This window comes from Oligella ureolytica DSM 18253 (assembly GCF_000373745.1).
GTDB lineage: Bacteria > Pseudomonadota > Gammaproteobacteria > Burkholderiales > Burkholderiaceae_B > Oligella > Oligella ureolytica.
Genome location: NZ_KB892282.1, coordinates 29,136 through 55,282, shown reverse-complemented (window position 1 = coordinate 55,282; position 26,147 = coordinate 29,136). Strand labels below are relative to the sequence as shown.

The following is a 26,147-nucleotide window of genomic DNA, read 5'->3' as shown; positions in this document are numbered from 1 at the left end:
TTTTATACTTCCGTCGGTTTGCGTGTATGCCAGTCTGTGTGTTGTTGGAAACGATCGGCAATCGCTAACAACTGACCCTCATTAAAATAATTGCCGATAAGCTGTAAACCAATTGGTAAAGGTTTAGCATCGTTACTGAAACCGCAAGGTAAGGACATGGCAGGTAGACCGGCTAAGTTCACACTGAGGGTGAAAATGTCATTAAGCCACTCGGTTTTTAGGTCCTTGTTGTCGCCTAGCGTACGTGCGGTACTTGGGGTAACCGGACCGACGATAACGTCACATTGCTCAGCAAAGGCGCGCTTAAAGTCGTCAGCAATTAAACGGCGGACACGTTGCGCTTTGACATAAAGAGCATCATAGTAGCCTTCAGTTAAGGCATATGTACCGATAAACATACGGCGACGTACTTCATCACCAAATGCTTCAGCACGGGAGAGGGCGATTAACTCACCGATATTATCTACCGGTTCAGCCGTGCGGTGACCAAAGCGCACGCCATCAAAGCGTGAGAGGTTAGAAGAAGCTTCAGCCGGCGCTAAAATATAATAGGTTGGAATACAATCCGCCGTATGCGGGAGGCTGATTTCTACAATCGTTGCCCCCAACGCTTCCAGCTGCTTAATCGCACTTTGGATAGCCGCGTCAGCGTCAGCGCTTAATTCATCACTTTGGTATTCACTTGGTACGCCAACACGTAAACCGCTTAAAGGCGTTGCGCCTGCTGCATCAAGCTCTGCTCGCTTAGCATCATACTGGGCTTTTACTCGCCCACTCGTGTTTGGTGCTCCAAAGCAGTGCGTTGCACTATTAGAATCACGCTCATCGAAATGACTGATAAGGTCTAAGCCTGCCACTAAATCATCGGCATTGCGGGCAATTAAACCGGCCTGATCCATGCTGGATGCGTATGCAATCATACCCCAACGCGAAATAGAGCCATACGTGCCTTTAATGCCGGTAACACCACACAAGGCAGAAGGTTGGCGAATAGACCCACCGGAGTCGCTAGCGGTTGCAAAAGGCACAATGCCGGCTGCAACAGCAATGGCTGAACCACCGGATGAGCCACCCGGGATTTTAGATTTGTCCCAAGGGTTTAGGGCGGCACCGAAAAAAGAGGTCTCGTTGCTGGAGCCCATGGCGAACTCGTCCAGGTTAAGCTTGCCGATGTTGACGGTACCTGCATTGCGTAAGTCATCAACGACAGAGGCGTCAAATGGGCTAACATAGTTTTCCAGCATTTTGCTGGCGGCGGTGGTTTTCCAGCCGGTGGTAACGTAGTTGTCTTTATGGGCTAGAGGAATGCCGGTAAGGTAATTTGCTTTGCCGGCGGCGATTAGCTCGTCAGCAGTGCGAGCCTGTTTGAGGCTTAGTTCTTCATTAATATCAATAAAAGCATTTAGCTCTTTTAGATCGGCTGCTTTTTTAAGCGCTTCTTGAGCTAATTCAACGGCACTGACTTCTTTGTTGGCTAGTGCTTTGTTTAAATCGGCAATAGTAGGAAATGACATGCTTGACTCAATAAATTATTCAATAACTTTGGGGACTAAGAAAACGCCCTCAGTGCTGGCCGGCGCATTACTCATTAGCTGATCGCGGTGCTCCGGTGTATCAGTCTCGGTCACTACATCATCACGTAGACGCAGCTGCACCTCTTCAAGCATGGCGAGTGGATGAGTTAAAGGCTCAACGCCCTCAGTGTCAATGCTTTTTAGGCTGTTAAAAATCGTCAATAATGAGTTGATCTCAGCTTCGTACTGGCTTGATTCCTCATCTGAAATCTTAATTGCCGCTAAATTAGCAATGCGTTTAATATCTTGATTGGATAAAGACATAGATTGTTTTAGAAAGTATTTGTGGGGTAGCTCAATCTGTGCGTAGAGAATTCGCCGGATCGATGCTGATAACCCATCGATTATAAATCAGAACTTTTCATTATAAGATATCTCCGGCTTATTTGTACTGCTAAGTAGAGCAATATTGGCATTGCTTTTTAAGTCTATCAAAAAGCATGACCCTGCTGCTTAAGGTGCTGCAATAAAATCTGCACCGGGTGCTTGACCTCTGCATTTGATTGAATAGAGCATTGACTTCTACAAGAGTAGCCTGAAGCCATGATCTCTGTCGGCGTGTCGCTGTGTTGAGCCGTTTCAATTTTATGGCGCCACGAGAGATCGTAAATTTTAGATGACACCTCGGCATTGGCCGTTTCATGACCATACAGACCTGACATACCACAGCAGCCCGTTTTTTGAGCATCGACTTTTAAACCCACCGAGTCAAAAATCGACGTCCATAAGGCGTGACTTGCCGGCGCATTGGTTTTCTCGGTACAGTGACCAAAAAACTGCACATTCACAGCGTCGTTAGGGTTGGTGATGGTCATCTTGCCCTTGGCTTTTAAAATCGGCTCTAACCACTCTTGCGGCAGCAAAATATTAGGCATGACTTTGATGCCGGGTACTTTCTGGTACTCTTGTCGATAGGTTAATGTTAAAGCAGGATCCATGCCAACGATTTTGAGCTGTTCCAGTTTATTTAGGGCGCTAAGCTTATTTGCGTTTTTTATTGCTTGTCGGCTAAATCGATCTCGGAAGCCGAGTACTTGCAGTGCTTTACCATTTGCAAAGTAAGGCAGCAAGTGAGGTTCGTAGCCTAAATACTTGATAAGTTGAATAAAGTCATCCAAGACGGATGAGTCAAAATAGCGAGTAAAGGCATCTTGAATAATTAACACGGAGGTCGCTAGCTTTTGTGGGGTCCAATTAAGCACCTCCTCAGGGCGTACGACCGGCGTTTTTTTAATATGATCGGTCGAAGCCTTGGCCATTTTAGGTAGGTGTACCAGTTTTAGGTGGTTTTTGATAAGACCTGACACCCATTGCTGTTGTATTAGGCGATTATAAAGGGAGCCGAATTTAGCCATGACAGGAGTTAGTAATTCTAAGTTGGCAATGACGTGATCCCGCAAGGGGCGGCGATGGCTTTGATGGTACACCTCAAAAAAGCGGGATCGTGAATCAGGAATATCTACTTTGATTGGGCATTGGCCAACACAGGATTTACAGGATAAGCAACCGGACATGGCCTTGTAAACCTCGTGACTGAACTCCTTAAGCTGTTCTTTTTCTTCAGGGGTTTTTGCCACGGCGCTTTTGTATAACCAATCTTTCATCAGACTGGCACGACCTTTGGGAGAGTGCACACGGTCACGAGTGGCTTTCCAAGATGGGCACATCTCATCATCTAGCTCGTAGTTAAAACAGGCTCCGTTACCATTACAGTGCATGGTTGAACCATAATCAAGCCATTCGTTTTTTGGAATCAAGCGATCTTTATGTCCACGGAAGCTGATTTCATTGACTTTTAACAGTTTATATTCCGGTGCCGGTGGGGTAGCGATTTTTCCGGGGTTTAATTGGTTGTATGGGTCAAAGGCCGCTTTAATGGTTTGTAGCGCTGGGTATAGTTTGCCAAAAAAGGTCGGCGCATATTCAGAACGCAGCCCTTTACCGTGCTCCCCCCAGAGTAAACCGCCGTACTTATGGGTAAGACTGACCACCTGATCGGTGATGGTTTTGATGAGTTCGCTGTCTGCTGTGTTTTTCATGTCGAGTGCCGGGCGCACGTGTAGGACGCCGGCATCAACGTGACCAAACATACCATATTTTAAGTTATGCTCATCCAGGAGTTGACGGAATTCTTCAATAAAATCAGCTAGATGCTCCGGTGGCACGACGGTGTCTTCGACAAACGGCTGAGGTCTAGCCTCACCCTGCATATTGCCTAGGAGACCGACAGAACGCTTGCGCATCGCGTAAACTCTTTGTATCGCTTCACGACCATAAGCGATGGTGTAACCGGAGCGTAGCTGTTGGTCTTGTTCTAGGAACTGAGTAAATTCTTTGACCTTGTCGGCTACTTCTGTTTGATTGTTACCGCTAAATTCAACAAGGTTAATGCCTAGCGCCTGTTTATTGCCTTTTTGCGGGAAAAATTCTTCGACCTGACTCCAGATAAAATCTTCTTGCGCCAGTTTTAAGACAGTTGAGTCAACGGTCTCAATAGACAATGGTTGGTGCTCAATGAGTGCTCTGGCATCGCGCAGTGCGGCCATAAAATCAGGGTATTGGATATTAACCAACGCACTATGCAGAGGGATGGGTAGTACATTGAGCTTGGCCTCCGTCATGAAGCCTAAGGAACCCTCTGAACCACAGAGAATGCTATTAAGATTAAATAATTTAGTATCCGCGATGGGGTCCGTGCTGTCTTCCCATAAATGAGCTAAATCATACCCCGTCAGGCAGCGATTTAACTTGGGGAAGCTGTCCTCAATGAGTTGGGCATATTGGGTGCTGATGTCATGTGCGGCTTGATAGTAAGTCGCCACATGATCTTCTTTGTTTGTGAGCTGCTTAAGTTGGTTGGGGTCGATAGCCTTGCTGTTAAAGCGATGTCCACCTAAGGTGACCATGTCCAGTTCCAGCACATGGTCGCGGGTTTTGCCATAAACGCAACTGCCTTGGCCGCTGGCGTCGGTGTTGATCATTCCGCCAATCGTTGCTCGGTTTGAGGTTGAGAGTTCCGGTGCAAAAAACAAGCCATAAGGTTTTAGGGCGGCATTCAGTTGGTCTTTAACGACACCTGTTTGTACTCTAACCCACTGCTCCTCCGGGTTTATTTCGAGGATTTGATTCATATGAGTAGACAGGTCAACCAAAATACCATGTGTTAATGACTGTCCATTCGTCCCGGTTCCTCCACCTCGTGGCGTAACGATAATGTCGCGAAAGCGTGGCTTTGCCAGCAGTTGCATAATATGCTGAACGTCTTGCGTGTTCTTAGGATGTAACACGGCTTGTGGTGTGGATTGATAAATGGAGTTGTCTGTTGACATGACGACTCGGCTTGCTGTGTCAATGCGAATGTCGCCTGCAAACCCGGTTTTTGCCAGCTCTTTTAGAAAGTCTTTATAGTTTTGAGTGATTTTTTCTGATTTCATGGTGTCTTTAACTCTTGTATAATAGTTAATGAATTGCCTATCTTCTATTATCCGTCCAGCGTTGTGTCAAGGACAATTGATTTTATTGTTATCAATACTTGCATAAAACTCATGAATTATCGTCATCTCACTCCATCCATGTCGTTGTTGCTGATCTTTGAGTCGGCAGCGCGTCATCAAAGCTTTGTCAGAGCGGCCGAGGAGTTATCTTTGAGCCAAAGCGCGATTAGTCGTCAGATACGTCAGTTAGAGGCGCATCTTGATGTTACTTTGTTTGAACGAGTTGGGCGTTCTGTACGCTTGACTGATTTGGGAGAGCAATATGCGGCCACAGTGCATGAGGCCTTAGATAAAATTCGTGGGGCGACGCTGCAAGTGATGTCCAAAGCACGAGGGGCGGGATCGCTAAGTTTGGCTATTTTGCCGACCTTTGCCTCTAAATGGGTTTTGCCTAATCTGCATGCTTTTTATGAACTCTACCCCAGTGCGACGATCAATATTCAGTCACGTATCGGGCAAATAGATTTTAATGCAGAAGATATTGACGCAGCGATTATCGTCAGTCGAGCTAAACCATCAGCTCCGGAATTAATGAGTCATCTGATAGCCAAAGAGTATTTGGTTGCCGTTGCAAATAAGCGAGAGAGTACGAGTGAGGTAATGGCTCCGGACTATGCGACAGGTTCTTTGTTGCTATCTGTGTCGAGCCATCCTTCTGCTTGGAGTGACTGGTTTAGTCACTATGGTTTAGACCATCGACAAATCAGCTTGGGGCCGAGTTTTGAGGTGACTGCGCATTTAATTCAGGCGGTGAGTGTCGGGATCGGCTTAGGGATTGTGCCTGAACAGTTTGTCCGTGATGAGTTACAGCAGGGTAGTCTAGTTGCTGTGGGAGAACCGATCCCAAGTCCGCGTAATTATTATTTGATTTACCCAAGGCGCTTGGCAAGTAGTCCAACATTACAGCAGTTCAGCGAGTGGATTTTATCCAATGACTTTAGTTAGTGAGTGAGGACGTCTTTTTGGGCTGTTTTAGTGGGGCAAGGGTAGGTATCTGTAGATGAGAAGTTACATCTTTTAAATTGTCGCCTAATCCCATCGATTAAGAACTAGAATACGTTATGATATGTTATCTCTAATATTGATATGTACTTAGCGATGACATTGGTGTTCAGATATGGCTGCAGTGCAGCCTTAGAGACACTGTTTTTGTGTTAGTATAACGCAACTTTTCTGTACGTTTAGAGCCTTTTTATAGGCTTATTATTATTTGTAATCGACAAAGACTCTTAATCATGTTCGGATTCCTCAGAAGTTATTTTTCTACCGATATGGCGATCGACCTCGGGACCGCCAATACACTCATTTATTTACGAGGTAAAGGCATCATTTTAGATGAGCCGTCCGTTGTTGCGATTCGTCATGAGGGCGGGCCTCATGGTCGCAAAATTATTCAGGCGGTTGGTCAGGCAGCTAAGCAAATGCTTGGTCGTGTACCCGGTAATATCGAGGCGATTCGACCCATGAAGGATGGCGTCATTGCTGATTTTACGGTGACCGAGCAGATGATTAAGCAGTTCATCCGCATGGTGAATCCTCGGACATTGATTTCACCCAGTCCACGTATTATTGTTTGCGTGCCTTGCGGCTCGACGCAGGTAGAGCGTCGTGCTATTCGCGAAGCGGCGTTAGGTGCAGGTGCCAGTCAGGTTTATCTGATTGAGGAGCCGATGGCAGCCGCCATTGGGGCCGGACTTAATGTCTCAGACGCCAGCGGATCGATGGTGGTGGATATCGGTGGCGGTACGACTGAGGTCGCTGTTATTTCTCTCGGCGGTATGGTCTACAAAGGCTCTGTACGCGTTGGCGGTGATAAGTTTGATGAGTCTATTATCAATTATATCCGTCGCAACAAGGGTATGCTAATCGGTGATCCGACAGCTGAGCTCATCAAAAAAGAAATCGGCTCCGCTTTCCCATCGACTGAAATTAAGGAGATCGAGGTCAAGGGTCGTAATATGACCGAGGGTGTGCCACGCAGCTTTACGATTAGCTCCAAAGAAATTTTAGAATCGCTTAGCGATCCCTTAAATCAAATTGTTTCAGCGGTCAAAATCGGTCTTGAGCAAACCCCACCCGAATTAGGTGCGGACATCACAGAAAAGGGTATTGCATTAACCGGTGGTGGTGCATTGTTAAAAGACATTGATCGTCTTTTACAAGAGGAAACAGGTATCCCAGTAGTGATTGCTGAAGAGCCTTTAGCTTGTGTTGTTAATGGTTGTGGCGAAGCTTTGGAGCATTTAGAGCGCTTAGGCCCGGTATTTGTTAACGACTAGTTATTTGATTAGTTATTAGTTTACGTTGGCCAGCCATCACTTCTAGCGCTTCGAGATCATAAGTAGGACATGTGGGACTATCGCTGATATCGAAGCGTAGCATTTGCTTCTAATTTTTTGCGATTATCTTAATGTCGACCAAAAAGTCACCATCTCTTTTTAGGCAAGGCATAGCAAGTGAAGTAAAGTTGTTTTTTCTTGCGTTGTTATGCATTGTGTTAATCATTGTTGATGCGAACTGGTCATTTTTGGAGCCGGTTCGTCGAGTTACGTCGACGTTAATGTATCCCTTTCAGCGCGTTGCGCTCTGGCCTAAAGATGTGGTTAACAGCATCTATGATTGGTCAAAGTTTGTCACTCAGACTGAGGAGCAAATTAGGCATACTGAAAGTGCGCGCATCGAAAATGCCCGTCTAAACATGCGCGCCATGCAGATGGAAACGGAAAATGTGCAGCTTCGCCGTCTGCTGGGTGTTAAGGCGACAGTGGATGTGCCTTCTGTTGCGGTAGAAGTGTTGTATACGCCTGCGCACCCATCTAAAGAGTCAATCATTTTAAATAAAGGTTCCGCGGATGGCATTGAGCCCGGCATGCCGGTGATTGCCGAGGGTGGTATTGTCGGGCAGATTCGTCGCGTGGCCCCAAATACGGCAGAAGCTGCTTTGGTGACTGATGACAAAACATCGGTTCCCGCTCTACTTAAAAGAAATGGCATTAGGGTGTTGGTGTTTGGAAGCGGTCAGCCCGGACAAATTGAAGTGCGCTATTTATCACTCGATGTAGATATTAAAGTAGGTGATGAGTTGGTCAGTAGTGGGATTGGCGGTTATTATCCGGCCGGCTTGATGATCGGTGAAATTACCTCAATTGAAACCAACAGTGCTCAAGGCTTTGTCAGAGCAATTGCCGAGCCGAGTGCGCATCCTGACCGACATCGACACTTCCTCGTGTTATTGCATACACCACCCAAGGAAAATGATGAAACCGCATTTTTAGAGGAGTGAGATCGATGACACCTAAAGAACAGCCGGAAAGACAGCAAGAGCGACGTACTTTAGCAAGCCTGCGACCCTTGAGTGCGGTTAATTATAGTTTTAATGCTCATCCATATTATGTCTGGATAAGCATTGTGCTTGTTTGGCTTGCGTCTTTGCTCCCTTGGCGCAATTGGGATGGTGCACCCGATTTGTTATTAGTTGTTCTGACTTTTTGGGGGGCGCATGGTGCCGGTGGCGTCGGTTTGGTTGCAGCCTTTATTTTCGGCTTTTTAATGGATGTCCATGACACTACCGTATTAGGAAGTCACGCCATTACGTATGTATTGACCATGTATCTGGTATTTAAAATTCGCAAAACCATGCTGAATTTTGAAGTCATCGGTCAGATGGTCTATATGTTGCCCATTTTTTTATTCATCCCTTTGCCTGAGCATATGCTTAACGCTTGGATGGCGAGTACGTGGAGTGGTTGGGGCTGGATGTTAGGCGGTTTTATTAACGTTGTGCTGTGGCTTTGTGCTGATTTGATTTTGAAGTTGCCATGGCAACTGGTCAATGACGAAGATGCCGTTGTTTAGGAATAAAGAAATTAGCTCATGTTTGAACAAAGACGACGAACTAAGATAGAAAGGACGAGGAATCGTTTGCGGGTATCCGTCGCAGCGATTTTTGTACTTTGTTGTTTTTCTATTTTAATTTATCGACTGTGGGTTCTACAGGTTGAGCGTTATCAGGGCTTTTCTGAACGGGCCGATCAGAATCGTATTTCTTTGGTCCCTATCGTCCCCAAGCGAGGTAATATCTATGACCGTAATGGTGAGGTCTTAGCTCGTAGTTACCGCGACTACACCCTGGAGGTGGTGCCCGGGCAGATTGCTGATATTGATGCCATGATTGAAGCTGTCGGGAAAATTATTCCGATTTCTCCACTGGATATTCGGCGCTTTAAGCAGCGCATGGGTGCTAATACGCGTTATACCTCGATTATTTTGCGTAGTAATTTGACCGATGAAGAAGCTGCCTCTTTTGCCGTACGCTCATTTAAGTTTCCGGGAGTGAATATTCGAGCGCGTTGGGTTCGTGAGTACCCTCAAGGCGAGTCTGCAGCGCATTTGATTGGCTATATTGGCCGCATATCTGAACGAGATTATGAGCGCATTCAGGAAGAGGAGCTGGAGGGTGATTATCGCGGTACCGATGTGATTGGTAAAAAAGGCCTTGAGTTAAGTTATGAAAAGGTCTTGCACGGTAAGCCGGGTTGGGAGCAGGTGGAAATTGCCGCCTCCGGTCGCCCTGTCCGTGTTTTAGAGCGTACCGATCCTATTCCCGGTGATAATTTACGCTTATCGATAGATATTGGTCTACAACGGATGGTTGAAGGGATCTTTAATGACCCTGAAAACCCTCAGCGTGGCGCTTTAGTTGCTATTGATCCGAGAAATGGTCAGGTGTTGGCCTATGTGTCAGCCCCTTCTTTTGACCCTAATTTATTTGTCGATGGTATTGATGTGGAGAATTGGCGTCGCCTCTCTGATTCACCCGATCATCCACTCATCGATCGGCCGATCTATGGTACCTTCCCCATTGGTTCAACCTATAAGCCTTTTGTCGCGTTGGCAGCACTCACATTAAATGCGCGTGACGCAAAAACGCGCATTTATGATCCGGGCTATTTTGAATTTGGTAACCAACGCTTTAGAAATGCCGGCGGTGCGGTTTATGGCTCAATTGATATGCATCGTGCCTTGGTCGTTTCATCAGACAGTTACTTCTTCAGTTTAGGGCCTATTATTGGGGTGGATGCCCTGCATGATTTTGCGATTCAATTCGGCTTTGGTAAGCAGACAGGGATTGATTTGCCACATGAAAAGAAGGGCGTTTTGCCTTCACGAGCGTGGAAGCAGTCTGCTTTTAAAGATCCTAAGCAGCAAACCTGGTTTCCGGGTGAAACGATTTCGGTAGCAGTCGGTCAAGGGTATAACTCCTTTACGATGATGCAATTAGCACAAGCGACGGCCACTTTGGCTGCCAATGGGGTGTATACCCGTCCTCATATTGTTAATTGGCTGGAAAATCCTACCCAAAAACGTGCCGAACCGGTTGTTTCATCGCCTGAGTATAAGATTGAGATGAGTCAAGCGGATATTAATGTGGTTAAGAGGGCGCTCGCCGAAGTACCCACGCATGGTACGGCCCGACGAGTGTTTCAAGGAGCTAATTATGAATCAGCAGGTAAAACAGGGACAGCGCAGGTATTCAGTTTAAGGGGCGCTACCTATAATGCGCGCAACTTGGATAAGCGTTTGCATGATCATGCGCTTTATATGGGATTTGCCCCGGTTGATGATCCAAAGATAGCTTTAGCGGTCATTGTAGAAAATGGCGGTTGGGGTTCTACCGTAGCCGCACCTATTGCCAGAAAAGTTTTCGATTATTGGTTGGACGATGATATTCAAACTCGTAACCGTCAAAGTTATACGCCTAACTTTTTAGAGATGGAAGGTGATGCGACGGAAGCTGTTTCGCCGGATATTAAGATACCTGAGGCGCCAACGAATATTGAGGAAGAGGACGTTATACAGCCGTTACCGGAGATTTTAGGTAACCCCATTCCGAGTCAGCAAACGAGAATCTCACGACCTGCCCAGTCTGAAAAGCAGTCGACCCAAGCGACCACTGTCACTAAAACCCAAAATGAAGGAGGGTTGGGTTAATGATGACTAAATTGATGAGTCAGATGCTACGCTCCTTGCGTTGCTTTGATTGGCCTTTGTTATTGATTTTATTGGCTTTTTTTGGTCTGAGCATGCTGGTGATGCACTCGGCGGTGGGCAGTACGGACTACCGCTTTGCCGGTCAGCTGAGAAACTTCAGCATTGCGTTTTTTGCGATGTGGATTGTCGCGATGATTAAGCCGCCGGTACTAATGCGATTATCTGTGCCGATTTATATCGTAGGTCTTATTTTGCTGGTGGGGGTGGAGTTTTTCGGGATTACCCAAAAAGGAGCGACACGCTGGCTAAATCTCGGCGTCGCAACAATCCAACCTTCGGAAATGATGAAGTTAGCTATGCCATTGATGTTGGCTTGGTATTTTGACCGTTATCGTAACAGCTTATCGTTGATGGATTTTATGGTGGCGATCATCCTCTTGATGGTGCCATTTGCGTTGATTATTAAGCAACCGGATCTGGGAACCGCTTTATTGGTACTGGCAAGCGGTTTGGTCGTTATTTATTTTGCCGGTTTATCTTTTAAACTGATTGTGCCGGTGTTTGTTCTCGGTGTTAGCGGACTGACGTTACTTATCGCTTATCAGAATGAGCTTTGCCAGCCGGGCTTTGATTGGGTTATTTTGCATGAGTATCAAAAAAGCCGGGTCTGTACACTCATGGATCCAACTACCGACCCTCTAGGCAAAGGCTTTCATACTATTCAAGCAATGATTGCTATTGGTTCCGGAGGGGTTTATGGTAAGGGCTATATGCAAGGTACTCAGACGCATTTAGACTTTATTCCCGAGCGGACCACGGACTTTATTTTTGCCGTGTATGCAGAAGAGTTTGGTTTATACGGCTGTATCTTATTACTGGCTTTGTATACCCTATTTTTGGGACGCGGTTTTATGATCGCCTTAAAAGCTAAAACCCAATTCGGCCGACTTTTAGCGGGTGCGATTACCATGACCTTCTTTGTCTATATCTTTGTCAATATTGGCATGGTGATGGGTATATTGCCGGTGGTCGGCGTACCTTTGCCCTTTATGAGTTATGGCGGTACGGCACTTGTTACCTTGGGGGTGGCTTGCGGTATGTTGATGAGTATTTCTAATTATGTACCTAGTGTTGCGGATCAAAGGCAATACTTAGAGCACTAAGTTTGACTGTGGTGACGTATTAAATGTCAGTCGTTGCTAAGGTTTCTAATAAGGTGCTAACGGGTTTGGGGATAGGTAGTGTTTGCCAGCTATGCAAATGATAGTACCCTTGCTTAGAGCTACTGTCCAGTAGTGATTGAGCACCAGTGGTTTTCACTAAAATAGGCTGTATATGTAATTTAAAATGGCTAAAAATATGCTCAAAAGCAGCCAGTTTAATGAGATCCTTTGCTGGGTTAATGGCCATTCCCTGATTTTGTAGGTAGTGGATCAGCGCCTCTGTATCATCAAAGCTAGGTAGGGATAATAAGCCGCTCCAAATCCCTTGCTGAGGGCGTTGTTCCAGCCATATGTGGTTATCGTGTACCAGTAATAGCATAACTGTATGACGAGTGGGCGTGGTCTTTCTGGCTTTAGATGTCGGTAGCTCTTTTTGTAAGTTATGCGTTTTGGCATAGCAGGAGCCAGCCACAGGGCAATCATCACACAGTGGCTTACTGCGAGTGCAGATTAGCGAACCAAAGTCCATTAGAGCTTGGGTATAACAGGCCATATCAACGTGCGTGTGCTCATCGCCAAGGGCTTCATTCAAGGTTTTTTCAGCTTGGGACCAGAGTTGCTTTTCTACAGCCGCTGTGCTGGTGACACCTTTGATACCATAGTAGCGGGTAAACAGTCTTTTGACATTCCCGTCCATGATAGGTGTAGGTGCACCATAGCAAAACGCCATAATAGCGTGTGCTGTGGAGCGACCAATTCCCGGAAGGGCAACGATGTCTTCGTACTCGCGTGGGAAAACACCGCCATATTGCTCGACGACAATTTGGGCACAACGATGCAAGTTGCGAGCGCGTGCGTAGTATCCTAAACCAGCCCAATAGCTCATTACTTCCGATTGCTCAGCGCTTGCCAATTCGCTGATCGTTGGAAAGCGTTCTAAAAAGCGTTTGTAGTAATCAATAACCGTAGCTACCTGCGTCTGTTGCAACATGATTTCTGAGAGCCAAACCCGATAAGGGTCTGTGCTCTGCCAAGGCAAGTCATGGCGGCCATGTGCTTGTTGCCAAGCACATAGCTTTTGTACAAAATTACTCATTGCTAATTAGAACTTACTGTGGCGTGTGACTGACCAGCGCGCTGCGGCAGCAGCAATTAACATAGCAATCACAATGCTAAAGAGTAACCAGAACAGATCCGGTAAATGCACTAAAAAAGGCTGCTCGTAACTCTGTGCAAAGACATCTTTGATGGAGCTGTTTACCATCATGATAGCGATAGATGTCAGTCCGATAGCCACGACTCCCGCAGCCAGACCGACGACCGCTCCGAAGTATAAGAATGGTCGGCGGACAAAGGTCTCGGTTGCTCCTACCAAGCGAGCGACGGCAATTTCATCACGCTGAACTAAGGCCTGCATGCGTACCGTGTTGAAGACGGTTGCGATCACGACCACTGATACCCCGATAGCCAGTAAGATTAAGACCACCTTAATGAACGTCATAATGGCTTGAAGCTTTTGTACCCAATCACTATCAAACTGTACTAAATCAACCTGCTCATAAGTGGCGAGTTGGTCAGTAAAGCTTAGCACACGCTCAGAATTGACGAACTCCTGCTCGGAGTTACTCAAGGTGATAATAATAGCGTGGGGTAGGGGGTTTTTAGCCAATACACTGAGCGATTCGGTCCAAGCAGGGGTGTTTTTTAAGTCTTCAAGCGCGTCATTTTTGTCCACTACTTGAATCTCTTGAACGAGCTCTGAGTTGTCTTGGTGAATGGCGACGGCTAAGTCATGAGTGTCATCAATGCTAACCGTATCCTTCATAAATAAAGTGACTGCCGGGTTAACCGATACGGTACGAGTGACCGGCTCTAAAGAAACCAATAATGAGGCAGCGATTAATGGTAATGATAAAACAAAGGCAATCACCAGGATATTAGCCAATGAAGAAAAAGGCGTTTGTGCAATACGACGCAAGGCGACCTTGAGGGCGTATGCATGCTGTCTTAACCAACTACGCATGATGAACTCCCAGATCAACAAATTTACCCGGTTCTACCAAGAGGGTGCGATTGGCATGCTGCTGTAGCAGGGGCTTATCGTGAGAAGCAATCAGAGTGGTCACCCCCACCTGATTAAAGTCCTTGAAAACGTCTAGAATCAAGCGGGCATTTTCCTGATCAAGGTTGGCAGTGGGTTCGTCGGCTAATAAAATAGCCGGTCTATTAACAATGGCGCGGGCAATAGCCAGGCGTTGCTGCTCACCGCCTGAGAGCTCAACCGGGTTCATACGCTCTTTACCACCAAGGCCGACTTTATAAATTGCCGCACGCGCTCGTGCTTCAGCACTTTTTGTGCTATGGCCCATCACGGCCATCGGCAGCATGACATTAGCGAGTGCGCTGCGGTCATAGAGCAGATGGGTATCTTGCAAAATAATGCCGACACGACGACGTAAGTAAGGCCGCTCTCGTGATTGTAGTTTGTCTAAACGCTGCCCCTTAATCGCAATCATGCCGCGACTGGGCCTTTCTAAACCGCCAATGAGCTTGAGGAGAGTAGACTTACCCGCACCCGAAGGACCGGAGACAAAAATAAACTCGCCTGCATTAATTTTAAAATTAAGATCTGCGAGAATATTTGGTCCCTGACCATAGGATTTGAATACATGCTGGAATTCAATCATTAGTTGCCCGAGGAAAAACCATGAATTAATTATTAACCTAATGATTTTAACAGCAATAAGGGATTTTTAGCGTAGCTCGTCGCCGGCTTTCTGTTAAACTTTAAGACTACTTGTGTGTTAATTTTATTTAGGGAAATATGATGGCAAGTTATGTTTCTGAGGTGACTCAATTCATTAATCAATACAAAAAAGATCATCCTGATACAGAAAAGCGTCAGCGCGAAGGTCGCGGATTACTGTGGGACAAAGAGATTGATCTGGAGTTACAAGAGCAATACAAAGCCGCTCGCGTACCTCAAAAGCCTTACGTATATCACAACAAATAAATCCTGTTAGTTTTCAAGCACCATCTAGATGTCTGTTGGTGAGTCTGATTTAGCACAGTTACATAACCCGACAGTCGATAGTACACCTGCTACTGTCGACAATGTGGCCTTAGCTCGCCTTTATGGCGAGCCTTTATTTAATGTGCCACAGGATTTGTACATCCCTCCTGATGCCTTACAGATTTTTTTAGAAGCCTTTGAGGGGCCTCTGGATCTTTTGCTCTATCTGATCCGCAAGCAAAATTTTAATGTGCTTGATATACCGATGGCGGAAGTGACTCAGCAATATTTAGGTTATGTCGAGCAAATCCGCGAGCATAATTTAGAGCTGGCTGCCGAGTATCTCCTAATGGCAGCTATGCTGATAGAAATTAAATCCCGCATGTTGCTACCCATTAAGAAGTCAGACTCAGAAGAGGAGGTGGATGATCCTCGAGCGGAGTTAGTCCGACGCTTATTGGAATATGAAAAAATGAAACTGGCTGCACGTTATTTAGATGAGCAGCCACAATTAGGGCGAGATTTCCAGCGCGCTCGAGCGCATAAAGAAATTGAAGTCGAGCAGCTGTTGCCAGAGGTCAGTCCGGATGATTTAAAGCAGGCGTGGGCTGAGATTATGCGGCGTGCCAGCTTAAATAAAAAGCATCACATCAGTCGCGAGCAGTTTTCGGTACGCGAGCACATGGGCCATATTTTACGCCGTTTAGGCAGCGTGCGCTTTATGGAGTTCAAGGAGCTCTTTATAGAGCGAGTTGATTCCGGTGATACCGCCGCCGTAGTTGTAGTACACTTTTTAGCTTTGTTAGAATTAGCTCGTGAAAGTTTGGTAGACATTACACAAGCAGAACCTTATGCCCCTATTTACGTCCGTCTCGCTTATATCAGTGTGACGGAGGTTGTGGAGAATTAATTTGAAAGTTGTTCGTACCATTGAAGAATTAAGACAACAATTAAGTGGTCAATTACGCACTGCCTATGTACCCACGATGGGTAATTTACACGAAGGGCATTTGTCTCTCATGCGCATGGCCCGTCAGTACGGTGACCCGGTGGTTGCCAGTATCTTTGTTAATCCCTTGCAGTTCGGTCCTAATGAGGATTTCGATAAGTACCCGCGTACCCTCGAAGAGGATATTGCGAAGCTGGAGGATTTGCGTGATGTATATGTGCTTTTTGCGCCAACGCTCAAAGAGATCTACCCTGAGCCTCAGAGTTTTAGCGTGCAGACCCCGGATAACTTAGGTAACATTCTTGAGGGTGAAGCTCGTCCGGGTTTCTTTGAGGGCGTTTCTACGGTCTTAATGAAGTTCTTTTCTTGTGTGCAGCCTAAGGTGGCTGTGTTTGGTAAAAAGGACTACCAGCAGTTGATGGTGGTACGTCAGATGTGCAGGCAGTTCCAGTTGCCGGTTGAAATCGTGGCTCATGAGACGGTACGTGATGAGCATGGATTAGCTTTGTCTTCCCGTAATCGCTATTTATCTGATGATGAAAAAGCCGAAGCGATCAGTCTTTACAATACACTGACACACATGGAAGCGCGTTTAGCGGCCGGTGAGATTGATACTAAAAAAATAGATAGAGAAGCGGTTGAAGCGCTAAGTGACCGAGGCTGGGCGGTTGACTATCTAACCGTCCGACGTCAGTCCGATTTATTGCAGCCAACGCCTGAAGAAATCGCGAATAAGGAGCCTTTAGTGGTTCTGGGCGCGGCCAAATTAGGTACCACGCGACTCATTGATAACTTAGAAGTTACTTATTAAAAGCCAAAGGATGGATTGATGAGCTCATTATTTTCTTATCCAAACATTCTTTGGTTGGCCCTTGTGTTGGTCGCTTTTTTGGTGATCATTCATTTGCTTGCCATGAAAATGCTCGCAAATCATTTCCGTAAAAAGTACCCGGAGGCGTTTGGTGCGGATGGTAAGCTACGTAAAGCGCAAGAAAATGCGGCGCTGGTAGGTACAGCGGGAGCGTTAAAAATGGCTGCAGAGGATGCTGAAAAAGCTGCTCAAGAAAAGGCGACAGCAACACAAGCCGCGCTCAAAGCATCAGAACAAGGCGATGGTGCGTCAAGTGATGCCAATTTAAATGACACTGAACAAAAATAAATTTTAGGAAGGTAGATGAAAAAAAATTTTGCCCTTAAGCTAAGTGCGCTAATGACCAGCGCTTTGATGGTCACCGGTACAGCTTCTGCAAATGAGACATTAAGTGTGGCGGCTACACCGGTGCCCGCTGCCGAGATTCTAGAGTTTATGGTTGATCAATTAGCGGAGCAGGGCGTGGATTTAAAAGTTCATGTTTTTACCGACTTTATTCAGCCTAACCAACAGGTAGTAGAAAAGCAAGTCGATATGAACTGCTTTCAGCATAAACCACACTTGGATTCTTTTAATGCCAATGAGGGGCAAGAGCTTGTGCCTCAGGGCTACACGTATGTTATTCCATTAGGCGCATATTCGACTAAAATTAATTCTATCGATGAGTTAAAGGACCGTGCTTCTGTTGCTATCCCTTCGGATACAACCAACGGCGCACGTGCGCTTTTGTTGTTGCAAAAAGCGGGTTTAATTACCCTGGAAGATCCGGATAATCTTTTTGCGACCTCACGTGATATTGCCCAAAACCCTAAGAAGTTAAAGTTTGTTGAGTTAGAGGCAGCGACGATTCCACGTGTACTCAGTGATGTCGATTTAGCGGTGATTAACACTAACTATGCCTTAGATGCTAATCTCAACCCTCAGCGCGATAGTCTATTTATGGAGGATACGGACTCTCCTTATGCTAATCTTTGTGCCAGCCGTGTAGATAATCAGGATAGAGAAGCGATTCAGAAGTTGAATGCGGCTTGGCAAAGTCCCGAAACCTTAAAGTTTATTGAGGAAAAGTATCAAGGGACGGTCATTCCGGTTAAAGCACCTTAGTTTTTAGGTGTGTGAGTGTTTAAAAGGAGGGTAAGTATGCTCTCCTTTTTTATTGCCTACTTAAATATCGTTAACTTCTCTTAATTGTCTTTAAAGTTATTCGTTTTTATAAAAATCTGATTTGCGATCTGTTTTTAATTCATTGATAATTTTATGACCTCTAATCAACGTCCGATAGGAACCTATTCAAAGTGAATTATCGATTGTTATTAATCATCGTAACCTTGCTGCCTATGGTGATTTATTACCTCTTGCTGGGTATGGTGCCTCAGCACTTAGCGACAAGCTCTATTTTAACTATTCCAAGCTCTCTTTTTCTGGGAGTAGCAGTCATGTTTTGGGGTGTTTTGATGGCGATTATTTACGTCATTATTCATCAAAATCGGCAACAGCATAGATAAATCGCAATGACACAATCAACTAGCAATACCGCGCAATACTTTTTAGTTGGGCGCTCTATTGGTTCGACACAAAACGCCTTAGCCCTAACAGGTGATTATCTATCAGCAGCCGCTTTTTTGGGGTCTATTGCCATGTACTTTGGACAGGGCATGGATTCACTATTTTATGCAGTCGCTACCTTGATCGGTTGGGTGCTGTTGCTTATTCTTTTTTCTGATAAATTGCGTCAGACTGAGGCCTTTACGTTTTCTGATGTGATTAATAGGGGCTTTAATAGTCAGCGTTTAAAAGTATTAAGTGCCTCCACCAGTTTGCTGATTTCTATATTTTATTTATTAGTACAGTTGGTAGGAGCAGGGGCCTTACTCTCATTGCTTTTTGGTATTAACTACACGGTGTCGCTTCTTTGTGTGGGGGTATTGACCGGCGTATTGGTGCTGTTTGGCGGTATGAAGGCAACGACCATGGTGCAGAGTATTAAGGCCTTATTGCTCTTTCTCTTTGCCGGTGTGATGACTTTTTTAGTTTTAAAGTCATTCGATTTTTCAGTGGCTCCTCTCTTTGAGCGAGTTGCCGACTTATCAAACTTTAACGCTTTGATGCCAAGTCCGGCGATTAGTTTAGGGATTGAGCAAGTTTCATTGATTTTAGGTTTATCGCTTGGATTGCTTGGTCTACCGCATATCTTAATGCGATTTTTTACAGTCAAAGATGAAAAAACCGCACTCTACTCTGCTGCAGGAGCTACTTTTTTAATTGCTATATTTTTTACCCTTAATTTGCTGATCGGTTTCGGTGCTTTTATCTTACTTAATGGCCAAACCCTCGATGGTGGTAATAATATGGTGCTGTTGCATCTGGCAAGGTTATTGGGTGGTTCGGGGTTTCAGTGGGTGTTGGCTATTTTAGTCTTTATTACCGTGTTGGCTGTGATTGCGGGTTTAGTGATGGCAGCGAGTGCCAGCATTACTCAGGATCTTATCCCGGTATTATTACCTAAGCAGCGTAGCAATTTGGTCATCGCAAAGCTATCTGTGGTCGCCATATTTTTGTCAGGTGTGGGCTTAGCCTATTTGTTTAGAGAGGTGAATATCGCCTTTTTATTTGGTATTGCCTTTGCGTGGGTCGCCAGTGCGCATTTTCCGGTGATGTTTTGTCGTTTCTACTTCAAAGGCTTTAATGAAAGAGGTGCGTTTTACTCACTGTTAATCGGTTCGTTAGGTAGCTTGATTTTTATTATTTCCAGTAATACAGTATGGGTAAATATCTTTGGTTTCAGTGAATTGCATCCTTATCGTAGCCCGACCTTATTTGTTTTACCATTTAGTTTTCTAATCATTTGGTTGCTAGGGGATCGTAAAAAGACCAGTTAATTATTATGAAAAAATCAACTATCAAAACACCCGCAACCTTATTTCTAGATCGACAAAAGCTACCTTATGAAGTGTTTGAATGTGCCGGTGAGGTTGAGGGTACAGCCGAGTTTATGGCTGATTTCTTAAATGTGCCGGTGCATCAGGTCATTAAAAGCATTGTTTTTACGGATGAACGCTCTAAGGGCTATATGGTGTTGCAGCATGGCGATCAGCGTATTGATACCAAAACCTTGCGTAAAGAATTTAATGTCAAAAACGTCAGTCCGGCTTCTTATGAGTTAGCCCATAAGTGGACAGGCTATGAGTTTGGCGGAACCTCACCTTTTGGTATTAAGGCCAATATACCCATCTATGCTGAGCATACGATTTTTGAGATGGACAGTATCTTTATCAATGGGGGGAGGCGGGGTGTCAGCTTAAAAATTAGCCCTGACTTGTTGCATCATATCGGTGTTAAAGCGATTGAGGTGAGTAAGTAGTCTTTGATTATGAGCCTGAGCCATGCCTAGATATTCTCTCCATGCTTTTGCAGGCGTATAGTCTTTGTCAAACATAAGGTCAACTACTTGATTTGGTACGCCATGCTCAAGATTGATGATACTTTGTTGTATGGGTTGTAAGTAGTCCGCATAAGGAAGAACTACATACTCAGGCTCACCCTGTTTGTTACGGATTATTTGCTGGTTAGGATGTGCGTTCATCACGTTTTTTTACGTTTGAGCAGTAAGGCATATCAGCTAGTAAATTAATTTTTTCGCGGATAAAGCTTATGAGAGGGGATTTTCAGCAATCGTCTCACCGCCCTAGGCTGATAAATTATCTTATTCATTGATTTATTATAAGAATTTTGCAAAGTTATAAGTAAAACATAAGTTTTCTTTGTGAAGTTATAACGGCAACCTATCCATAATTTCTGTGGTAGATCTATTTATCCTCTTGAAATGACTATTTAAATTGTTAGATTTAAGCTAATGAGTTTTTGGGCAGTCCTTTGTATAGAGCGACAATTAACTTATCCGGTCGTATTGACTCATATCCAATAGCCAAAATTAACCCATGCTAAATTACTTATAAAAATTAGCTTCGAGGGCTTGGTGGCACCGCCTCAGTGCTAATAAATATGCGCCAAAATACCGGAATATACAGAGCAAAGGCAATAATTAATAGAGCACTGGGAATAGCTAAGCTAAAAAGTGCATAGTTCCACCCAAAGTTTAAACTAATCGAACGTAGAATCGCAGCCAACAAGATGGCTGTCAGCGCCCATTGACTGGTCAAGGGAAACGGTAGCTCACGACCACTGTGGAGCAGGCCGGCAATATTAAATATTTGCATCACCATAAAGATAAAACCGCCGATCAAGATCAAGTGCAACGCCTGTGTTGGGATGCCCCACGATAAAATGCCGCTAATGCCAAGCCAGCAATATCCAACACCAATACACAATAGGGTGAGGTAGTGCCAGCGCACATAAGAAGCATGCCAGAGAATCGCGTGGTGCCAATCGCGCAAGCGTGCAATCATTGAGAGCCCTGAAGCCAGGGCCAACCAACTTGAAAAAACCGTATCGTTAACTAAAAGCAAACTGAATACGTATAAATACATACAAATGATATTTAGATTTCTATAGTAGGGATTTTGTATATAGCTGAGCTTTTCTGCCTTGGGGCCCGCTTGCTGAAGTGAGTGAAAACCCATTGCCATACCAATCCGGAAAATAATGAGGGAGACACCAATCATATAGGCGTGAGTCATGGTGACAAGATAGAACCATTCGCCAGTCAATCCGTAGGCGATATTTAGAGAAGTGATCAGCGCCATCATGAGGAAAACACTGATTTGCCGATTATTACGGTCTTCAAGTGCCGCAATCATGATGAAGGCGGTGAGTAAAATCCAAAAAACACTCATCAAAAGGGCGCTGCTCTGTAGGCTGATAAAGCTCAGTGCTACGTTACCAAGCCAGATAACTAAGCATAAAATACTCAGACGGCGTAAGGGACGAATAAAGTGAGTCCATGACGGTACGGCAGTCATGACAAAACCGGCAAATGCAGCGGAACCAAAGATATTGATATAGCCGTAGGCATGGTAGCTGATTGGATCAATGTTTAAACTAAAAGCGTTCCAACCAAAGTACGCAGTTAGGCTCACATTTAGCCATAGGCAGGCGATTGGAATAAGGCTGATTGAAGCAAGCAAAAAAAACAGACGAAAGGGATTAGTTAAAAAATCATGAGCTAGCTCAGATAGCGTTTTTTTCTTTGAGATCTTAGTCATGATAGGCCTGCCAAAAGGGTTGTGCTAAATAATGTCGGATAAGCTCCTGATCTCTTTGGCCACGCGGACGATCTAACTCGATCAGCCGGTGATTGCGTGCCGGTTTTCGTGGCAGTATATAAATCTTATCTGCTAATTGAAGCGCTTCAAAGCGATCGTGAGTGACCATCACGACACTCATGCCGTTGGTAATATAGCTTTGCAGCCAGTCATAGAGTTGTAGTTTTAACTCATAATCCAAGGCACTAAATGGCTCATCCAAAAGCAATAAGTCGGGTTGGCAGAGTAGGGCTCGAACGAGCGCTGCACGTTGTCGCATACCGCCTGATAGCTCATCCGGGTATTTATCGTAATCCTCTGGGTGAAGATGTAGTTTCGTCAGCAGTAAGCGTGCCTGCTCTTGTGTCTTTGCTGTGTTGGGTTGTGGGTGGGTCAATAAAATATTGTCCCACAGGCTACGCCAGGGTAGTAGGCGATGCTCTTGAAATAGGTAACGTAAGCGTTGAAAATCGCTGTTAATCTGACCCCGGTCCGGCCTAATTAAGCCAGCGATTAATCGTAAAATAGTAGTTTTGCCACAGCCCGAAGGCCCATATAAGCAGATCACTTCACCAGCTGCTAAGTCCAGGTTGAAGTTCTCAACAATCGTTTCACCCATCAGACTTTTTTCGATGTTTTGCAGATGTAAACTAGCCACGTCGTTGCGCCCACGGTAAGAAAATAATTTTTAGCGGTTCGATAAATAAATATTCCACTAAGTAAATAATCAACAGCAATATCACGATATAGGCCATGACCACATCTGTTTCCAGCATTGTGCGCGCTACACCGATTTGGGCACCAATACCGTCTGCTGTACCGAGTAGCTCGGCCATAATAGCAATTTTTAAACCGGACGCAAAGGCAATATTAAAGGCCGGAAGCAGTTGATTCAGTAGGTGAGGCCAGTAAAGATGATGGATTCGGCGAACATAACTGACCTTGTAAACGCGCATCACCTCTTCAAAATTACGATCAATAGACAGCATGCTCTGTAAGGCAGAAGCGAACATCAGTGGGGTGACGGCGATATAGGTAGTAAAAATGGCACTGCTATCACCGGTGCTAAACCAGAAGATGGCTAGGACCACCCAAATAATTGGGGGCGTACCCAGTAAGATGCTGATAATGGGGCGGCAGAACAGGGCGAGGGTTTTAGAGAGTCCTGTGAGTAGGCCCAAGGCTACGCCGGTTACTACTGCTGCGCTGATAGCAATGCTTGCTCTAAAAAGGGTATGAGGTATTTCTGCCGTCTCATAGTTGCGTAATAGTTCAATGCTCAGTTTAAAAACAGTCACCGGTCCCGGTAGCACAATGTCGCCAAGCATTAATGAGCCCCAATGCCAAAAGGCGCAGACCACAGCAATCACTGCCAAGGCAGTCCAAAGGGCCCAACAATAGGAAAATAGTTGAACGCGACGGGATTGACGAATCGGACGACCGGCGGATAATAACATAAGCTATAGCGCTAAAATAAAGTCATCTTTAGGCATGGCGCCGCCAAGAATTTTTGGATTAATATCATATAGGGCGCTGAAAAACAGTTCTAAATCGTCTCGCGCCTCAGTCGCAGCAGTCGCTGCTAGATGGGCATGAGGGATAGATGCTTTAATGGCAGGCGATGGTATGTCCAGCATCTTGCTGCCAATTTGAGCTGTTTTTGCAGGATTTTCCAAGGCCCATGCCGGGGCAGTCTGCAGTTCTTCTTGTAGTTGCTTTAAAAACAGCGTGTTTTGTTCATAAAAGGACTTTGTCACCAAGAGGCCTGCTTGGGGTAAGCCTTGTGTCTTATGGTCATGGATGTCGCGCCATAGCTCAGTGAGATTCAACACGCGCTCAACACCTTTGCTGCGAGCACGCATGAGCGCAATTGAGGTTAATGGTTCGTTGAGAATCGTAAATTCGACACGATCGTTGAGCCAGTAAGTCATGGCCTCTGCCGGTGTAGGAGTATAGGTGATATGAATTTTTTTGAAGTCTACCCCTTGGAATTTACATAGGACTTGTAAGACCAGATCGGGCATATCATTACGTAAAGGCACGGCCACAGAACGGCCTTCCAGATCCTTGAGGTTTTGAACGCTGCCTTTAGGGCCGACTATATCGACTAAACCCCAAGTCATAATATTGACTAATTTGACATCCATCCCCCGATTGGCCAAATTGACTCCAACATAGCTGGGCACAATACTTGCCTGAATAGTGCCATTGGCTAAACCGGCTCGTAAGATATCCGGAGTGCGCCATGTTTGAACCTGAAAGGCTTGTTGAATCGTGCTTTGACCTTGTGATTGATGTTGTGCAGCGATTCCTAAAAGGACCGTAGGCAGGGCGGTGGGACCGTAAACCGTCAACGGGGAGCTTGTGTTGGCCCACGCAACAGGGATCTGAGAGCTGATTGCAGCAGCTCCCGCATATTGAAGAAAACGTCGACGGTCCATAAGAAGCCTCTTTAATTGATTAATAATGATTAATAACTTAAACGTTCATTTGAAATGTATTTTATCACAAATCGGGCTGATAATGAGTATCAATATATGCGTTTTAGGGGCAAAAAATCCGTAACAAAACACTTGTCAGCGACTTAATTCGCGGCAAGGGATTAATAACAAATACTGTTGTTGGTTCCCATACGTAATGCACCACCCATCACGACCCCACGAATACGGATTGGGGGCAAGGCTTCGCGTGTTCGAATATCGTGTCGATAAACCATGGGCATGCCTTCATCTAAGGTATACAAGAGGGTCTTGCTGTCACCGGTGACCCACATATCAACGACAGCCCAAGGAGAATGTACGTAAGTTGAGTCTTCCGGGTCTTCATAAGATTGAAGTATCAGGCCCTTGTCTCCGCCTAAAATCCACGTGCTCTCTAGCCAACCGCTACGGAATAATCGTGGCGAGAAGTTTTTATGATATTTATCGTGCAAGTAGTAGTGTTCAGGCTCGTCACTTTTTTCTAAATCAAACATGACGACATGCGCAGAAGAGTCGGAAAAAAGGACTCGACGTGAATAGAAGTCAATATAAGGTACCACTTGAGGCCTGTAGGTCGAACCGGCGGTATGCATCGGGCCGGTAGATAGGACTTTACCATCTTCGGGGAAATAAATTACACCGCGCGAACCGTCTTTGGTGGTCAGGGCAACCATGAAATCTTCCGGGCTGGCAATGCCATCATCTAAACCTGAACCGGAAGGAATGTGCGCAGACAGGTCAATTGTTTCCCATGGCGCATCATGCGGCTCTAAGTGGGAATGACGGTATATCCGGGGATTATCCTCATCAAGGATCCAATAGTTTTGGCTATACGAGCTAAAGAGCAGATTATAGTAAGCGTAAATATGGGTGTTTCGGCGCTGAGAATCAAAGCGTTCCGGGTAGATATGAACTTCACCGGTTTCATAATTAACCATTCCTACCTGATCACGCAAGGCAATAGCGACAAGCTTAGACTGTGGCACAAAAAAAGCCTGATAAAGCGGAGAAGGGAGTTCGATATCTTTGCGTGTTCGGCTTTCCAGTTCATAGAGTATGAGTCGTGAAACTTCATAGTCACCGATAATCATCATTGAGTCATCACGCGCTATTTCGACAGTGCGGGGGCGTATGCCGAAGTTTAATAAAGCGAGCTGTTCGGCGGTATTAATATCGTAAACCGTGATGAAATAAGAGTCCGAGTCAGCAATAAATAGATATCTTGTAGGGTGATAGAGAGAATCACCAACACCTAATCGGGTTAGCTCCGATGAACCTGGTTTGAGTAGTTGTGCAGCGGCGTTTCCTGCGATACCGCTAGCGCCAAGAGTGACCCCGAGGCTTGCCAGCCATTGAATAAATAGTCGACGATCCATTGAGTTGCTCCCTTATTGTAGGTATGAGTTTCTTT

25 protein-coding genes are annotated in these 26,147 nt (G+C 45.4%); 14 read left to right on the top strand and 11 right to left on the bottom strand.

The window, feature by feature from the left end; all coding sequences use genetic code 11:
* Positions 1-2: 2 nt before the first annotated feature.
* From gatA to B092_RS0101955, 3 genes are all read right to left on the bottom strand, one after another.
* On the bottom strand, positions 3-1,514 hold the full coding sequence (gene gatA, locus B092_RS0101965) for an Asp-tRNA(Asn)/Glu-tRNA(Gln) amidotransferase subunit GatA (protein ID WP_018573567.1): 1,512 nt from the start codon (positions 1,512-1,514) through the stop codon (positions 3-5).
* Positions 1,515-1,529: 15 nt separating this feature from the next.
* On the bottom strand, positions 1,530-1,838 hold the full coding sequence (gatC, locus tag B092_RS0101960; protein WP_018573566.1) for an Asp-tRNA(Asn)/Glu-tRNA(Gln) amidotransferase subunit GatC: 309 nt from the start codon (positions 1,836-1,838) through the stop codon (positions 1,530-1,532).
* Positions 1,839-2,005: 167 nt separating this feature from the next.
* Entirely contained in the window at positions 2,006-5,008 is a 3,003-nt protein-coding gene (locus tag B092_RS0101955) for an FAD-binding and (Fe-S)-binding domain-containing protein (RefSeq protein ID WP_018573565.1), read from the bottom strand.
* Between the two features lie 111 nt (positions 5,009-5,119).
* Between B092_RS0101955 and B092_RS0101950 the strand changes: the two genes are divergently transcribed.
* The 6 genes from B092_RS0101950 to rodA all read left to right on the top strand — a co-directional run bounded on the left by B092_RS0101950 (position 5,120) and on the right by rodA (position 12,222).
* Positions 5,120-6,013 carry a LysR substrate-binding domain-containing protein gene (locus B092_RS0101950; protein WP_018573564.1) on the top strand — a complete coding sequence of 298 codons (894 nt, stop codon included), beginning with the start codon at positions 5,120-5,122 and terminating at the stop codon, positions 6,011-6,013.
* A 290-nt stretch (positions 6,014-6,303) separates the two neighbouring features.
* Positions 6,304-7,347, top strand: coding sequence for a rod shape-determining protein (locus B092_RS0101945; RefSeq protein ID WP_026253539.1), 1,044 nt, complete (start codon positions 6,304-6,306; stop codon positions 7,345-7,347).
* A 131-nt stretch (positions 7,348-7,478) separates the two neighbouring features.
* Positions 7,479-8,351, top strand: a complete 873-nt coding sequence (gene mreC / locus B092_RS0101940; RefSeq protein ID WP_018573562.1) for a rod shape-determining protein MreC — start codon at positions 7,479-7,481, stop codon at positions 8,349-8,351.
* 5 nt (positions 8,352-8,356) lie between these two features.
* On the top strand, positions 8,357-8,923 hold the full coding sequence (gene mreD / locus B092_RS0101935; protein ID WP_018573561.1) for a rod shape-determining protein MreD: 567 nt from the start codon (positions 8,357-8,359) through the stop codon (positions 8,921-8,923).
* An 18-nt stretch (positions 8,924-8,941) separates the two neighbouring features.
* The gene (gene mrdA, locus B092_RS0101930; protein ID WP_051077697.1) at positions 8,942-11,059 is read left to right on the top strand and encodes a penicillin-binding protein 2; all 2,118 of its coding nucleotides are present in this window, start codon (positions 8,942-8,944) and stop codon (positions 11,057-11,059) included.
* Positions 11,060-11,061: 2 nt separating this feature from the next.
* Positions 11,062-12,222 carry a rod shape-determining protein RodA gene (rodA, locus tag B092_RS0101925; protein ID WP_026253537.1) on the top strand — a complete coding sequence of 387 codons (1,161 nt, stop codon included), beginning with the start codon at positions 11,062-11,064 and terminating at the stop codon, positions 12,220-12,222.
* Positions 12,223-12,241: 19 nt separating this feature from the next.
* Here the strand turns inward: rodA and mutY are convergent, their stop codons facing one another.
* Genes mutY through B092_RS0101910 form a run of 3 tightly spaced genes read right to left on the bottom strand, consistent with a single transcriptional unit; the run spans position 12,242 to position 14,909 of the window.
* Positions 12,242-13,318 carry an A/G-specific adenine glycosylase gene (gene mutY, locus B092_RS0101920; protein ID WP_018573558.1) on the bottom strand — a complete coding sequence of 359 codons (1,077 nt, stop codon included), beginning with the start codon at positions 13,316-13,318 and terminating at the stop codon, positions 12,242-12,244.
* Positions 13,319-13,324: 6 nt separating this feature from the next.
* Complete coding sequence (locus B092_RS0101915) at positions 13,325-14,245, bottom strand: cell division protein FtsX (RefSeq protein WP_018573557.1); 921 nt, start codon at positions 14,243-14,245, stop codon at positions 13,325-13,327.
* Positions 14,238-14,909 (bottom strand): cell division ATP-binding protein FtsE, encoded by a 672-nt coding sequence (locus tag B092_RS0101910; RefSeq protein WP_018573556.1) that lies wholly within the window; start codon positions 14,907-14,909, stop codon positions 14,238-14,240. The genes B092_RS0101915 and B092_RS0101910 overlap by 8 nt, the downstream gene beginning before the upstream one ends.
* Before the next feature lie 137 nt (positions 14,910-15,046).
* Here B092_RS0101910 and B092_RS0101905 point away from each other — a divergent pair, with 137 nt between their 5' ends.
* The 8 genes from B092_RS0101905 to B092_RS0101870 all read left to right on the top strand — a co-directional run bounded on the left by B092_RS0101905 (position 15,047) and on the right by B092_RS0101870 (position 20,416).
* Positions 15,047-15,235, top strand: a complete 189-nt coding sequence (locus tag B092_RS0101905) for a DUF3460 family protein (protein WP_026253536.1) — start codon at positions 15,047-15,049, stop codon at positions 15,233-15,235.
* 28 nt (positions 15,236-15,263) lie between these two features.
* A complete protein-coding gene (locus B092_RS0101900; RefSeq protein WP_018573554.1) occupies positions 15,264-16,145 on the top strand; it encodes a segregation and condensation protein A in 882 nt (293 codons plus the stop codon).
* Between the two features lies 1 nt (position 16,146).
* Entirely contained in the window at positions 16,147-16,995 is an 849-nt protein-coding gene (gene panC / locus B092_RS0101895; RefSeq protein WP_018573553.1) for a pantoate--beta-alanine ligase, read from the top strand.
* A gap of 18 nt (positions 16,996-17,013) precedes the next feature.
* A complete protein-coding gene (locus B092_RS0101890; protein WP_018573552.1) occupies positions 17,014-17,343 on the top strand; it encodes a hypothetical protein in 330 nt (109 codons plus the stop codon).
* A 15-nt stretch (positions 17,344-17,358) separates the two neighbouring features.
* Entirely contained in the window at positions 17,359-18,159 is an 801-nt protein-coding gene (locus B092_RS0101885) for a MetQ/NlpA family ABC transporter substrate-binding protein (protein WP_018573551.1), read from the top strand.
* A 191-nt stretch (positions 18,160-18,350) separates the two neighbouring features.
* Positions 18,351-18,560, top strand: a complete 210-nt coding sequence (locus B092_RS0101880) for a hypothetical protein (protein WP_018573550.1) — start codon at positions 18,351-18,353, stop codon at positions 18,558-18,560.
* Positions 18,561-18,566: 6 nt separating this feature from the next.
* Positions 18,567-19,934, top strand: coding sequence for a solute symporter family protein (locus B092_RS13480; RefSeq protein ID WP_018573549.1), 1,368 nt, complete (start codon positions 18,567-18,569; stop codon positions 19,932-19,934).
* 5 nt (positions 19,935-19,939) lie between these two features.
* Positions 19,940-20,416 carry an aminoacyl-tRNA deacylase gene (locus B092_RS0101870; RefSeq protein ID WP_018573548.1) on the top strand — a complete coding sequence of 159 codons (477 nt, stop codon included), beginning with the start codon at positions 19,940-19,942 and terminating at the stop codon, positions 20,414-20,416.
* Positions 20,417-21,014: 598 nt separating this feature from the next.
* Here B092_RS0101870 and B092_RS0101865 read toward each other — a convergent pair.
* From B092_RS0101865 to B092_RS0101845, 5 genes are all read right to left on the bottom strand, one after another.
* Complete coding sequence (locus B092_RS0101865) at positions 21,015-22,217, bottom strand: NnrS family protein (RefSeq protein ID WP_018573547.1); 1,203 nt, start codon at positions 22,215-22,217, stop codon at positions 21,015-21,017.
* A complete protein-coding gene (locus B092_RS0101860) occupies positions 22,210-22,914 on the bottom strand; it encodes an ABC transporter ATP-binding protein (RefSeq protein WP_018573546.1) in 705 nt (234 codons plus the stop codon). The genes B092_RS0101865 and B092_RS0101860 overlap by 8 nt, the downstream gene beginning before the upstream one ends.
* Positions 22,907-23,713 (bottom strand): ABC transporter permease, encoded by an 807-nt coding sequence (locus tag B092_RS0101855; RefSeq protein WP_018573545.1) that lies wholly within the window; start codon positions 23,711-23,713, stop codon positions 22,907-22,909. Before B092_RS0101855 ends, B092_RS0101860 begins: the two co-directional genes overlap by 8 nt.
* A 3-nt stretch (positions 23,714-23,716) precedes the next feature.
* The gene (locus B092_RS0101850) at positions 23,717-24,697 is read right to left on the bottom strand and encodes an ABC transporter substrate-binding protein (protein WP_018573544.1); all 981 of its coding nucleotides are present in this window, start codon (positions 24,695-24,697) and stop codon (positions 23,717-23,719) included.
* 161 nt (positions 24,698-24,858) lie between these two features.
* A complete protein-coding gene (locus tag B092_RS0101845) occupies positions 24,859-26,112 on the bottom strand; it encodes a YncE family protein (RefSeq protein ID WP_018573543.1) in 1,254 nt (417 codons plus the stop codon).
* Positions 26,113-26,147 lie beyond the last annotated feature (35 nt).